The organism is Streptomyces sp. NPDC059371 (assembly GCF_042751995.1).
GTDB lineage: Bacteria > Actinomycetota > Actinomycetes > Streptomycetales > Streptomycetaceae > Streptomyces.
This window is the reverse complement of the sequence record NZ_JBHYXD010000153.1, coordinates 1-13,513: the sequence shown is the minus strand read 5'-3', so window position 1 is coordinate 13,513 and position 13,513 is coordinate 1. Positions and strand designations below refer to the sequence as shown.

The following is a 13,513-nucleotide window of genomic DNA, read 5'->3' as shown; positions in this document are numbered from 1 at the left end:
CGTCGACGGTGGTCCGTCGTCGGGGGGCGGGCTCCCGGGGGCGGGGGTCGGGGGTCCGTCGACCGGGGTCGGTGGTCGGTGGTCCGTCGTCCGCCGCACGCCAGCCGTCGTCCGTCGGACGTCATCCACCACCCGCGCGTTGCGGCAATCCCCCGAGGCGCCATCACACCTGATGGCGCCTCAGCTCGATTCCGCGCCTCCCACCTCGTCTTTCGTGACGGTCTCTTCCCGTCTGTCACGGACACGTCACCGACAGGTGCTGGTCTCCCACATCGCTTGGCCCCGGCCCACAGGAGTCGCCAAGCTCACTGTGTACCGGGAAACACGGGGCGTCCCACGGATCTTCATCGCTCCCAAGTACCGCTCTCGGCAAGCACGTACCGCTCGTACCGGGCAAGTGCCGCTCAGACCCGGCGAGTTCCGCCCCCGTCCCGGACAGGGGCGCGAGCAGCCGGCCATATCGGGGAGAAACCATGTTCAAGGCGATAGCAGCCCAGGCCCACCAGTACGTCTACCTGGCGGACGGCAAGATCCCCGACCCCAACCGTGACGCGCCGGGCGCGCTGACCGGCAAGGTCGACACCGTCCTCGGCATCCTCGCCTGGGCCGGCACCGCGGCAGGCGTCGCGGGTGTGCTCATCACCGGCGCCATGATGGCGATCTCGATGCGCCGGGGCGAGGGCTCGGAGCACATGGGCCGCCTCGGCATGGTGCTCGGCGGCTGTGTCCTGGTGGCCACCGCCGGCCCCGTCGTCACGTTCGTCTTCGCCTGACCGACGCTCCGTCAGAGCCTGAGCGAAGGGAGCGCAACCATGCTGAACTCCGGTCGGCCCCAAGGGGGCAGCGGAGAGTGGGAACAGCCGTTCTGGCAGCAGCGAAGCTGGGTCCTGTCGGCCGGCTTCCTGCTGGTGCTGCTCATGCTCGCCGTCTTCACGATGCTCGGCGGAGGCGACGGGACGCCGGCGAACGCCTCGGGCGGCGACAAGCCCACCCCGTCCGCCGGCCCCGACCGGGACCGCGGCGGCCGGCCGGACACCCGCCCCGCCGGCTGCCGCACCGACGACGGCGACCAGGCCAAGCCCGCCCGGGCCCCGAAGGACTTCACGTGGAAGGCCGACGGGACCGGCCTGGTGCCGGTCTCGAAGACCGCGGGCCCGCTCACGTTCGACGGACCGGTCTGGTCCTGCTTCGCCCGCACGCCGATGGGCTCCGTCATGGCCGCCCACGCCATCACCGACCACCTGAGCTACCCGGGCTGGCGGCAGGTCGTCGGCCGGCAGGTCGTCCCCGGCGCGGGCCGCGACGCGCTCGTCGCGAGCCGTGCCGCCGCGGGTGACAAGCCGACCTCGGGAGCGCCCGACGGGGGCGGCTACGCCGGCTTCACCGTCCTGTCGTACGACAAGGAGAAGTCGACCGTGATGTTCGTCGTGCGGGTCCCCGGCAAGAACGCCTACGGCACCGCGTCGGTGACGCTGCGCTGGCTGGACGGCGACTGGAAACTCGCGCCCGACGCCGACGGGACCGTCTATTCGGGCATGTCGCAGATCAGCGGCACCAAGGGCTTCGTCACCTGGGAGGTGTGAGATGTCTTGTTCCTGGCGGGTGTACGACTGTGTGATCGACGAGGTCGGCACGCAGCTCACCGACAGTGCCGTGGTGGCCTTCGCCAAGGCGATCGGCGACGCGACCGCGGCCGTGCTCAAGGCGCTCAACGGCGTGTGGATGCACGTAGACGTGGGAGACGCCTCCGGGCCCATCGCCAAGATCGACGCGGAGGTCGACTGGCTCGTCGGCTATGTGGCGGTGGCCTCGCTGCTGATCGCGGCGATCCACATGGCACTGGAGCGCAAGGGCCAGCCCATGAAGCAGGCGTTCATGGGGATGTGGAAGGTCATCCTCGTCGGCGCGGTCGCCGTCCCGGTGGTCCAGGCGCTCACCAGGGCCTCCGACCTGTACGCACAGGACGTGTACGCGAAGTCCGACCTCGGCGACCAGGCGTCGACGATGCTCGGAGTGCTGACCCTCGACCAGCCGGGCCTCATCCTCATCTTCGGCCTGCTGGTGATGCTGTCGAGCTTCGTGCAGATCTGTCTGATGTACATCCGCATCGGCGTCATGATCATGCTGGTCGGCACACTGCCGCTGGCCGCCGTCTCCTCGATGACCGGGTGGGGCGAGGGCTGGTGGAAGAAGCACGTCGGCTGGCTCGCGGCCTGGCTGCTGTACAAACCGGCGGCCGCGCTCATCATCTACTCGGCCACGTCGATGACCAAGGACACCAAGAACCTCGACCAGACCATCGCCGGTCTGGGGATGCTGATCATGGCGGTGTTCGCCCTGCCGGCCCTGCTCAAGCTGATCGTCCCGGCGACCGCGGCCCTGGGCGGCGCCTCGGGCGGCACGGTCACGCTGAACGCGGTCAACAACGTCGCGACCGGAGCCGTCAGCATCGCCGCGGGCGGTGCCGGCGGCGGTGGCGGGGGCGCCGCCGGTCCGCAGGGCTCGCCGTCCGCGGGCGCCGGAGCTCCGGCGAGCGGTGGCGCGGGTGCGGCCGGAGGCGCGGGTGGCGCTGCGGCGGCGGGCGGCGCGGCCGCCGCGGGCGCGGCCACGGGCGGCGCGACCCTCGCCGTACAGGCCGCGGCGGTCGCCGTGCAGACCGGTGTCGCGGCGGCCAGTGAGGTGGCCAACTCCCTGAACGACAACGACGGGATGAAGGGCCACAACCAGTAGCGGCCACGAGGCCGAGGAGCCATAGGAGCCACAGGAGCCACAGGAGCCACAGCGCTCAGCGAGTTCCGGGGCGGCGCGCGAGCCGCCGTCACCGGGCCGGGCACCGCCCCGGAACTCCACCCCAGTCACATATCCAGCGCTTCGAGCCGGAAGAAGGAACCCCATGTCCACCGACGCCATGACGCGTCCCACGTACGGGAACTGGCGCAGGCCCCGCCGTCCCGGACTCGGTCCGCTGGGCCTGCTCGGCACCGTCGTCGCCTTCGGCGGACTGCTGGTGGCGCTGCTGGCTTCGCTGGTGTCGCTGACCGCCGCGATCGTCGTCCTCGTACCGGTGAGCCTCTTCCTCGCCCCGCTGGCGCTGCGCACGGTCGACGGCCGCAACGTCTACCAGGTCCTCGCCATCCGCGTCGGCTGGGCGCGGCGCAAGTCGGCCGGCTCGCACACCTACCTCTCCGGGCCGCTGTCCAAGCGCCCCGGCGGCCGCTACCAGCCGCCCGGACTGCTCGCGCGCACCCGGATGCACGAGGGCCGCGACGCCTACAACCGCTCCTTCGGCGTGCTGCACCACCCGGGCCGCGGCCTGTACACGGTGGTGCTGGCCTGTGAACCGGACGGCGGCTCGCTCGTCGATCCCTCCCAGGTCGACATCTGGGTGGCCTCCTGGGGCGACTGGCTCGCGCGGCTCTCGCACGAGCCCGGCCTGCGCGGAGCCCAGGTGGTCGTGGAGACCGCCCCGGACACCGGCACCCGGCTCGCGGCCGAGGTGCTCCCCCGGATCTCCCCGGACGCGCCGGCCGCCGCGCGCGCCGTGATGGAGGAGGTCGTCGAGCGCTATCCGTCGGCGTCCTCCGAGATGCACACGTACATCGCCCTGACCTACGGCCCGACGGGCGGCCCCAAGCGCGGCACGGACGACATCGTCACCGATCTGTCGATGCGGCTGCCCGGACTGCTGTCCGGACTGGTCGCGGCGGGCGGCGGCAGCGCCTACCCGCTGGCGGCCGACCGGCTCGCCGAGATCGTCCGGGTGGCGTACGACCCCGCCATCGCCCCCGATGTGCTCAGCGCCCGCGCCGAGCACGCCACGACGGGGGTGGAGTGGGGCGACGCGGGTCCGGCCGCGGCCGTGGAGACCGTCACCTCGTACAAGCACGACTCGGGTGTCTCGCGCACCTGGATGCTGACGCTCGCGCCGCGCGGCACGGTCCGTTCCAGCGTGCTGCGCGGGCTCCTCGAACCGGCTCCGGGCACCCGGCGCAAGCGGGTCTCCCTGATCTACCGGCCCATCGACCCGGCGACCTCGGCCCGCATCGTCGAGTCCGACCGGCGCACCGCGCACTTCATGGCGGGCTCGAAGCGCGGTCTGGTCCAGGCGCGGGCCAGTTCGGAGATGCAGGCCGCCGAGCAGACCGCGGCCGAGGAGGCGGCGGGCGCGGGACTCGTGGAGTTCTCGCTGATGATGACGGTCACCGTGGACGACGAGGAGCGGTTGCAGGACGCGGGCATCACCGTGCGCAACCTCCAGGCCTCGTCCCGCATCCTGATGCGCCCCGCGGACCGGATGCAGGCCGCGGCCTTCACCTGCACGCTGCCGGTCGGCCTGCTCCCGTGGGAGCACACCCTCGTTCCGTACCAGATCAGGGAGGCACTGTGAGCAGGCAGCAGACGCGGGGGAACCCGGTCACCGCGCCGCCGCGCGGCTGGTACGGCCCGGCGGGCGGCCAGGTCGGGCACGTCGACCCGCCCGCGCTGTGGCGCGCGACCACCGTGCAGGCGTGCGGGCTGTGGCCGTTCGCGGCCGGCTCCGGCGCGCCGATGACCGGGGTCCCGCTCGGGCAGCATCTGCACACCGGGGCGACGGTGTGCGGCGACCCCATCTCCTGGTTCACCCGGGCCCGTTACATCTCCAACCCGTCGCTCTTCATGCTGGGCATGCCGGGCCTCGGCAAGTCGACCCTGGTCAACCGCATGCTGATCGGCATGTCCGCGACGGGCATCACGCCCCTGGTCCTCGGCGACCTGAAGCCCGACTACGCCGACACCGTACGGGCGCTCGGCGGCCAGGTGATCTCCATCGGGCGCGGGGTCGGCGGCATCAACGTGCTCGACCCGGGCGCGATGGGCGAGGCGGCGGCCCGGATCGGCGGCGAGCGCGGCCGGATCCTGGCCGCCGAGGCGCACGGCCGGGTGCTGAACATGGTCGCGGCACTGATCACCATCGTGCGCGGGCGTCCGATGGACGACCACGAGCAGTCGGTGCTGTCCGCCTGTCTGCACCATCTCGCGGAGCGTACGAAGCCGGGGCGGCCGCCGCTCCTGCCGGATCTGCTGAAGGTGCTGGACGAGGGTCCCGACCGGGTTCGCGCGGTGACGCTGGACCGCGGGAACGTGGCCCGCTACCAGGAGGCCGTGGACCCGCTGCACCGCTCGCTCCTCGGCGTGCTCGACGGCCCGCTCGGCGACACCTTCGCCAACGAGACGTCCACCCGGATCAACCCGGCGTCGCCCGCTGTCTGCGTGGACATCTCCCGCATCGGCGAGGCGGACACCCAGCTCACGGCCGCGGCGATGCTGGCGGCCTGGTCGGACGGGCTCGGCACGGTGGCCGCCGCGCACGCCCTCGCGGACGCCGGACTCGCCCCGCAGCGCTGGTTCTTCACCGTCCTCGACGAGTTGTGGCGTCCGCTGCGGGCCGCCTCCGGCATCGTGGAGCGGATCGACGCGCTGACCCGGCTGAACCGTTCGCTCGGCCTCGGTGACGCGAAGATCACCCACACCCTGAAGGACGCCGAGGCGCTCGGCAGCGAGGCCGACCGTGCGAAGGCACGAGGATTCGTGGAGCGGGCGGGCATGGTCGTCTGCGCCGGACTTCCGCGCTCGGAGATGCGGGAGCTGGGCGAGATCGTCGGCATGTCCGAGCGCGAGATCGAGCTCGTGTCCTCCTGGTCGTCCCCGCCCGGCTGGGCGAGCACCGGCGGCAACGAGGAGCCGCCCGGACGCGGACGCTTCCTGATCAAGGTGGGCGGCCGTCCCGGCATCCCGATCAAGGTCTCCATCACCGACACGGAACGGGCCCTGCACAACACGAACACCCGCTGGTCGGAAGCGGGCAAGACGTCCTTGCAGAAGGCTGCCGGCCCGAACTCCAGCCCGTCCGGGACACATTTCAGCCCGTCCGGGGCTTGAAGGCCGAGGGGACATTTCAGCCCGTCCGGGGCTTGAAGGCTGTGGAGGCATTCCAGCCCGTCCGGGGCTTGAAGGCCGTGGAGGCATTCCAGCCCGTCCGGCGTTTGAGGACCCGCGCGGAGCGCGGCGGGGGGGGCCGGGGACCCCGCCCCCGGGACGGGACGGGTAGGGGCGGCGGGGGCGAGAAACATCCAACGGGGGGAGCAGAGATGAGCAGCACACGCAGGACAGGACCCGGGGCCGGGGAGGACCTCCTCCCCTGGATCGTGCCGGGGGCCGCGTTCCTCATCGGCACGCTGTTCCTCGGCGCATGGCTGGGCGGAACCCTGGGCGCGGCGGTGAGCGGCGCGGGCTGGCACCCGCCACCCTTCGCCCTGTCCACCCTCTCGACCCTGGCGAAGGAGGGCCCCGCCCCCCTGTGGCCGACGGCTTCACCGACCGCGCTCGCCGCGGGCATGGCCACGGTCTTCGGCGCGGCCGTGGCGGCGATCACCGTCCTGATCGCGCTCGTACGACGCCGGCTGACCGCGCCCACCGGTCTCGCGGGCCGCAAGGAGCTGGCCGCCCTCCTGCCCAAGGGCGCCGCCCGGCGGGCCCGCGAGCTGCGGCCGGTCCTGGCCAAGCTCGGCAAGGTCACCCCGGACGACACCGGGAACCTGATCGGCGACCTCGAACCCCGCGGACCGGAGCTGCGCTCCAGCTACGAGGACGTCGAGCTCGATCTGATGGCGCCCCGCGCGGGCAAGTCCACCGGCATCGCGGTCCCGCGCGTCCTGCGGGCCCGCGGCAGTGTGCTGCTGACGTCCAACAAGGCGGACGTGTACAGCGTGACGCGGGCGGAACGCGAACGGGTGGGCCGGGTCTGGACGTTCGACCCCCAGGGCATCGCCCACACCCCGCGCGGCCTGTGGTGGGACATGCTCGCCGAGGCGGCCACGATCGAGGGCGCCCGCCGGCTGGCCGGGCACTTCGTCGGCGCGGTCAACGACGACGCGTCCCGCCGCGACTTCTGGATCTCGGCCGCCCAGAACACCCTCACCGCCCTCTTCCACGCGGCCCAGCGCGGCGGGCGACCGATCGGCGAGGTCCTCGCCTGGCTGGCCGACCCGGCCGACCGCACCCCGGTCGACCTGCTGCGCGACGCCGGGATGACGGCGCTCGCCGACCAGTTGCAGGGCACCGTGCAGGGGGCGGTGGAGACCCGGGACGGCATCTACGAGACCTGCCGACAGTGCGTGGCCTGTCTGCTCGACCCCGCGATCGCCGCGTGGGTGACCCCGGATCCCGCGCTGCCGCAGTTCTTCCCCGACCGCCATGTGCTGTCCGCCGACACGCTCTATCTGCTCTCCAAGGACGGCGGCGGTTCGGCTGCCGGGGTGATCGCCGCGGCCGCCGACTCCGTGCTGCGCGCGGGAGTCGTCGCCGCCGAACGGATGGGCGGACGCCTCGAACCGCCGATGACGGCGGTCCTCGACGAGGCGGCCAACGTCTGCCGGATCTCCGATCTCCCCGATCTGTACTCGCACTTCGGCTCACGCGGCATCAACATCGTGACCCTGCTGCAGAGTTACCGGCAGGGCGCACGGGTCTGGGGCGAGACGGGCATGGACGCGCTCTGGTCGGCCGCGACCGTCAAGCTGCTCGGCGCGGGACTGGACGACGCCGACTTCGTGGAGAAGATCTCCCGGCTGGTCGGCGAGCACGACGTGTCGACGGTGAGCTGGTCCAAGGGCAGGGACGGGCGGTCCCGGTCGACGTCGTACCGCCTGGAACGCATCCTGCCCGCCGACCGGATCCGCGCTCTGCCCAAGGGCACCGCCCTGCTCCTGGCCACCGGCATCAGACCCGCCCTGGTCCGGCTCCGCCCCTGGTACGCGGAACCGGGCGCCGACCGCATCGCGACGGCGGCCCAGGCCGAGGTGAAGGCCATCACCGCCCGCGCGGCCGAGAGGATCACGTACCGATGACATCCGCGCCCTCGGCGGCCCGGGGCAGCCGAAGCCCGGTGACGTCCGCCGCCGAAGCGGTCCGATACGGCCGTGGCCCTGTGCCGCCCGCGTCCGACGCGGTCCGAAGCGGCCGAGACCCTGTGCCGGCCGCCCCTGAAAGGAAGCCTTCTCGATGACGACCGACGCAGACGGGCAACAGGCCGCCGACGCACCGCCGTTCATCCTCTTCCTCGACGGTCCCGAGTACGCCGGGGAGATGAGCCGACTGGCCGTCTGGGTGAGTGACCTGCTCCTTCCCGTCTACGGTCGCGAGGTCACCTCGCAACAGCCCTGGTGCCCCCGCTGGTGGGAACACCCGGAGGCGGTCGCCCGGCTGCACGGGCTGTGGCTGGCCTGGCAGGAGCACACCGACCCGGCGGCGGGCGCGTCGGGCCCCGCCGTCTGGCACCGGGACCACCTCGGCGCCGTACTGTCCGAACTGCGTTCCCCCAGCGGTCCGTTCGCGGGCTGCAAGGGCGGAAGCCACCGCCCGAAGACGCCACCCGCGGTCGAGTCGTACGAGGACGCCGTCGCCGCGTCCTCCCACCGGCCCGACCCGGATCCGTACGAGACCAGTCTCTGGTAAGCGAGGAACACTCCACCCATGAACGACACCCCCGCACCCGACATGTCCGCGGCCGACTCGGCCCCTTCCCTGCGTGCCTATCTTGGGCTCTACGCCGCCGGATTCGTGGAACGCGAGCAGATGATCGCGACCGTCGCCGGCTGGCCCTTCGAGACCGAGGAGGGTCTGGACGAGGGTCATCCCGAGCCGACCCACCAGGACAACACGCTGTCCGTGCTCGCCGCGGCACGGCTGCTCGGGCAGGTGACCCGCGAGGACGTGGCCGAGATCCAGCACAGGATCGACAGCCGGCCGGACCGCCCGGCCGACGGACCCGAGCGGCGGCCATGACCACGGGCGAGAGGCCGGAGGCGGGGCTCAGACCCGAATACCGCGCGCTGTACCGGGAGTTGCAAAACCGGATGTCACCGGGCGGCGATCTCGCGCCGGGCGACGCGGACACGTTCGCCCGCTTCCGGCGCGGCGCGCTGTGGACGCCGGACCGCGAGCGGATGCACTCCGCGATCCTGGAGGAGTTCGCCGCGCGCTGCACCGCCCTGCCGCGCGACGGCCATGCCGCTCTGCTCACCGCCGGGGCGCCCGGCGCCGGGAAGGGTGGCGCGCTGCGCGGGCTCGGCGATTGGCAGGGGCGCGACGACGAACTGGGACACGCGCTGCGGCGGGTGCCCGGCATCGACGTACGCGACTACGTGGTCCTGGACCCGGACCAGTTCAAGGTGGCGATCTTCGAGCACGGTGGATCACCCCATCTGCCACCTGCCGCGAGCATGTTGTCCGACGGGCGACCGGTCGCGCCGTCCGAGACTGCCTCGCTCACCCACCGTGAATCGGCCTTGCTCCAGGAGGTCTTCGAGCAGTGGGCGCGCTCCGAGGGCTACAACCTCCTCTACGACGCCACGCTGCGCGACCAGCGCTGGAACGAGAAGCTTCTCGGCGATCTGCGCGCCGACGGCTACGACCGGCGCGTCCTGCTGTCGGTCGAGGTCCCCGTCGAGCAGTGCCTCGCCCAGAACGCCGGCCGCTGGCAGCACGGCCGCACCGCGTTCGACGCCGGCCGCGACCCGTACGGCGGGCGCATGGCCCCCGAGGTCATGATCGAGGACCTGTACGCGCGGAGCACGTCGGGGCGCGGGTTCTCCGTCGGCCGCGAGAACGCGGAGAAGCTGCTCGAGGGAGGACTGGCCACCGCGCTGATCACCTCGGAGCGGGGGGTGTTCCCCGCCGGGCGGGGGACGGGATCGGCCCCGGTGTCGGGGCTTGGTGCATCGGCGGGGGTGGTGCCGGGGCCGGGTGTTCCGGGCGGGGCTGTGTCGGGGCCGGGTGCCTCGGGCGGGGCTGTGTCGGGGCCGGGTGTTCCGGGCGGGGCTGTGTCGGGGCCGGGTGTTCCGGGCGGGGCTGTGTCGGGGCCGGGTGCCTCGGGCGGGTTTCGGCAGGGGGATGCCACGGTCCGGGTGGCCACGGCGGCCCGCCTGCGGTCCGCCGGCGGGAGCGCCTCCCCGGCGACCGGGGGCACGCCGTCGGCTCCGGCCGCCGCGGCCGTCCCGCGCCCGGCGCCCCGGCCACCGCGGACGCCGTGAGCGGCGTGAGCGGCGTGAGCGGCGTGAGTGGCGTGAGCGGCGTGAGTGGCGTGAGTGGCAGGCAGGGCTTACGCGCTCTGGTGAGGGCCTACGGGGGCGATGCTCTCCAGGATGCGGCGCTTGCGGGCGATGTTCTCAAGGAGTGCGGTCCGCCCGAAGCGGTGCGGGGTCCTGTCGTACACCTCGCGGCCGCGCTCCGAGGTGAACAGCTCCTCGGGGACGCTGTCGACGCCCCGCGGAAGGAACTTGAGGACTTCCTCGACCGCCGCGAGCGCGAACGCGGAACCCTCGCGCTGCACATGCCGCTCGGCGGACGGGGTGTGCAGCAGCCGCAGCCCCGTGTCCGTGGCGACCTGGTCGCTGACCCACAGGAACTCCCCCGGGTCGATGATCCGCGAGGGCTCGGGCCCACCGAACGCCGGTGGTGCGGGCGGGAGTTCATCGGTGAGCCGGAACGCGAAGGAGCGGGCGCGGCCGCACTCGGGGCAGACGCCCTCATACACCGCGACCAGGACACCGTCACGCTCGTCGAGACGGTGCTCCCGCTCGAAGCTCTCCGCCCCGCACGCGCACGCGTGCAGGTCCATGTAGAGGTGGGCTTCCTGCGTCGAACGGGCGATCAGCATGCCGAGATCTTACGTGCCACGAAGCCGTTCAAGGGGGAAAGTGCCAGTGGACCAGGAACCGCTCGACCGCGGGAACGTCGGCCGTTCCGACCGGGCGGACGCCGGGCGCGACGCCCGGAAGAACGCCCGCGCGGAGCCCGTCGTCATCACCGCGACCGACGTCGCGGGCAGCCGTTTCGTCTCGGGCACCGGCGCCGCGCCCGACCCCGGACGGCAGGCGGCCGTCGTCGCGCAGGCGGAGAGCACCCTGCCCATGGTGGTGCGGAGCCTGTACGCGCAGCGGCTGACCTCGGTCGAGCTGCGGTCCGGCGCCGCCGGCGACCGCTTCTTCGCACTCACCGACGACCGGGGCCGCGCCCTCACCCTGCGTCTGGACGCCATACCGCTCCCCTCCGGCACGGTCGCGCGGACCCACGTCAACACCACCTCGGACCAGCACGTCGTCCAGCTCTCCGACCGGATGGACCCGCGCCAGGTGGGCCGGGCGCTGAGCCACGAGGTCGGCGAGCTGCTCGCCGTGCGCGACCGGGCGACCCGTGCCGCCGCCGGTGACCCCGAGGTCGCGGGCGTCGCGCCGAACCGCCAGGACCTGCTGGCCCGCGGCGGGCTCGGCGGCGCGGACCGGCGTCTGAGCCTCACCGAGGAGGACCTCGGCCGGGTCGGCGAACTGAACCACTTGGCCGCCCGCATGAACGACGTCACCCTCGACGCCGCCCAACGCGCCGAATCCCGGAGTGAGTTGTCGGCTCTCATCGACCACGTCGGGCTACGGCCGCGGGCCCCCGCCGACTCCGACCGCCATGCCCCGGAGCTCCAGGCAGCCGACATCCGCCGCGATGTCATCGACCCGCATCTGACCCCGATGTCGGCCGACGCCCTGCGCGAACTGGCCGTCCCCGTCGAGCGGTTGAGCGCGGCCGACGCCGCCGAACTGCGGGAGTTCCGGTCACGGGCCGAGCACGCCCGGCCCCTCGGGGCCACCTCCGACGCACCTCCCCTGCCGGGGTTCCGGCCCGACGGCTCCCCCGTCCCCCGCGAGGAGCTCGCCGCCGCGGCGGCCCAGGCGGCCGACCGGCGCACCCTGGCCGATGCCGCCACCCTGGACCAGCTCCGCGCGGAGATCGCCGCGACCGGCGAGTGGCCCACCCGCGAGGTCGTCATCGGCGGCGGTGCCAGTCTCGTCGGACGCGACCCCCAGGCCCTGCTCGTCGACGCCCGCGGCCGCTGGCACCTGGACCCCGGCCAGGGCATCGTCCAGTCCCCCGACCAGACGAGGGACATGCGGGCCAACGGGATGGGCGACGCGCACCAGTTCGCCGACCCGACCGCGCGGGTTCCGCGCGACGCGGTACGCCTGTGGGAGGACCAGCTCGCCGTACGCGGGCCGGTCGTCGACGGCACCGCGGCACTGGTCCCGGGCCAGGACGGCCACCTCTACGCGCACATCCGGCCCGGTGACGGTTCCCCGGACGTCTACGTGAAGGTCGAGGGCACGCCGACCGTGGCCACCGGGCTGCCGCCGGAGATGGTGCCGGGCGTCGACCGCCGGGACGCGGTGAATCTGCCGGAGGCCCTCGACGCCGTACGCGGACAACTGCCCGCCGACTCGCCCGCGCACGCCCGGCTGACCGGGGAGGTCACCGCGGAGCGGGCGCTCCAGGTGCTGCGGGAGGACGGGGTGCTGGACGGGCTGCGCTCGGGCGGCGGGGCGCGGGCCGCGCTCCGGACACTCGACGCGACCGCCCAGTGGGAGCGGGCGCGGGCCGCCGCGCCCGGACGCGTCTTCATCGGCGACGAGATCGCCGAGGGGCGGTTCGACGCGCGTGCCGCGGGAGCGGAGGGTGCCCCGAAGACGTGGCTCGTCGCGGGTGCCGGTGGCACGGGGGTGGCCAACGCCGAGATCATCCTGGAGGCCGACCCCGAGGCGCGGGTCACCATCTACGGGCCGAACCTTCCTCCGGCGTTGGAGAACCAGGTGCAGTTCACCGCGCTGCGCGAGCGGTTCGTCCGGGAGTACGGCGGGGACGGGCGCCTCACCATCGACATCCACCCCGACAACCGGGTCGGTGCCGTGCAGATGCGCCTCGGGCCCGACGGGACGCCGCGGTTCCGGGAGGGGCGTGTGGAGGCGGACGCGTATGTGGCGAGCCTCGGGCGGACCGCGCCGATGCCGGAGGCCCTCCGGGAGCTGAGTGAGCGGACGCGGGACGGGGGTGGGCGGGTGCGGGGGGACCTGATGTTCGACCGGGACCGGCAGTACCTCGGGTACGGCGTCACCTTCGAGTCCGGGGGGAGGCAGCACCGGGTCGAGGTGACCGGTGCGGCCTCGCAGTTGCTGCCCCGGGACGTGTTCCCCCGTGACACCCAGGCCGCCCTGGGGGCCATGGCTGTCCGCCAGGTGCCTTCCCAGAGCGGCAACGCGGCTCCGGGGTTCGCGCCCGTGGCCGAGCAGGCGGCTCGGCTGGCGGAGGCGCGGGCTCGGGGGGCCGTGGAGCGGCATGCTTCGGTTCCGGAGAGCTGGCAGAGGCCGGCTGTGGCGGGGGCGACGGCCTCCGGCGGGCCGACGAACCCGGTGGCGAACGCGGCCCGCCTTCAGTCCGGCCGGCGTTCCGCCTCCCCGGGCGGAGGTGTTCCCGGCGCGGCCGTGCCCGGGTCGGTCCCTCGGGTGCAGCGGCCGCCGCAGCCGCCTCGGACCGGGCGGTGACACCGGTGGGTGGGTCGGGGCCGTGCCGGTGCATCAGCCCGTTGCCGTTGGGTGAGGCGTGACCGTCGGTGGCGACGGGCATCGATGTACCGGCACGGCCCCGACGGCGCGCT

The 13,513-nt window shown here is 73.5% G+C and carries 11 protein-coding genes; 10 read left to right on the top strand and 1 reads right to left on the bottom strand.

Annotation, left to right across the window (positions count from 1 at the left end; translation table 11 throughout):
• Positions 1-473 precede the first annotated feature (473 nt).
• The 9 genes from ACFXGX_RS41380 to ACFXGX_RS41340 all read left to right on the top strand — a co-directional run bounded on the left by ACFXGX_RS41380 (position 474) and on the right by ACFXGX_RS41340 (position 10,070).
• The gene (locus ACFXGX_RS41380) at positions 474-773 is read left to right on the top strand and encodes a hypothetical protein (protein WP_328554028.1); all 300 of its coding nucleotides are present in this window, start codon (positions 474-476) and stop codon (positions 771-773) included.
• A 39-nt stretch (positions 774-812) separates the two neighbouring features.
• A complete protein-coding gene (locus ACFXGX_RS41375; RefSeq protein ID WP_384803047.1) occupies positions 813-1,583 on the top strand; it encodes a hypothetical protein in 771 nt (256 codons plus the stop codon).
• Between the two features lies 1 nt (position 1,584).
• Positions 1,585-2,730 carry a hypothetical protein gene (locus tag ACFXGX_RS41370; protein ID WP_384803044.1) on the top strand — a complete coding sequence of 382 codons (1,146 nt, stop codon included), beginning with the start codon at positions 1,585-1,587 and terminating at the stop codon, positions 2,728-2,730.
• 163 nt (positions 2,731-2,893) lie between these two features.
• Positions 2,894-4,387, top strand: a complete 1,494-nt coding sequence (locus ACFXGX_RS41365; RefSeq protein WP_384803041.1) for an SCO6880 family protein — start codon at positions 2,894-2,896, stop codon at positions 4,385-4,387.
• On the top strand, positions 4,384-5,919 hold the full coding sequence (locus ACFXGX_RS41360) for an ATP/GTP-binding protein (protein WP_384803038.1): 1,536 nt from the start codon (positions 4,384-4,386) through the stop codon (positions 5,917-5,919). The genes ACFXGX_RS41365 and ACFXGX_RS41360 overlap by 4 nt, the downstream gene beginning before the upstream one ends.
• Positions 5,920-6,128: 209 nt before the next feature.
• Positions 6,129-7,886, top strand: coding sequence for a TraM recognition domain-containing protein (locus ACFXGX_RS41355; protein WP_384803036.1), 1,758 nt, complete (start codon positions 6,129-6,131; stop codon positions 7,884-7,886).
• A 154-nt stretch (positions 7,887-8,040) separates the two neighbouring features.
• Entirely contained in the window at positions 8,041-8,493 is a 453-nt protein-coding gene (locus tag ACFXGX_RS41350; protein WP_384803033.1) for a DUF4913 domain-containing protein, read from the top strand.
• Between the two features lie 18 nt (positions 8,494-8,511).
• A complete protein-coding gene (locus ACFXGX_RS41345) occupies positions 8,512-8,823 on the top strand; it encodes a hypothetical protein (protein WP_384803030.1) in 312 nt (103 codons plus the stop codon).
• Positions 8,820-10,070: a zeta toxin family protein gene (locus ACFXGX_RS41340; protein ID WP_384803027.1), complete on the top strand. Its 1,251-nt coding sequence runs from the start codon at positions 8,820-8,822 to the stop codon at positions 10,068-10,070. Before ACFXGX_RS41345 ends, ACFXGX_RS41340 begins: the two co-directional genes overlap by 4 nt.
• A 68-nt stretch (positions 10,071-10,138) precedes the next feature.
• On the opposite strand, the gene ACFXGX_RS41335 is transcribed toward ACFXGX_RS41340, so the two are convergent.
• The gene (locus ACFXGX_RS41335; RefSeq protein WP_384803024.1) at positions 10,139-10,696 is read right to left on the bottom strand and encodes a hypothetical protein; all 558 of its coding nucleotides are present in this window, start codon (positions 10,694-10,696) and stop codon (positions 10,139-10,141) included.
• 46 nt (positions 10,697-10,742) lie between these two features.
• On the opposite strand from ACFXGX_RS41335, the gene ACFXGX_RS41330 reads away from it, so the two are divergent.
• On the top strand, positions 10,743-13,400 hold the full coding sequence (locus ACFXGX_RS41330; RefSeq protein WP_384803021.1) for a hypothetical protein: 2,658 nt from the start codon (positions 10,743-10,745) through the stop codon (positions 13,398-13,400).
• Positions 13,401-13,513: the final 113 nt, after the last annotated feature.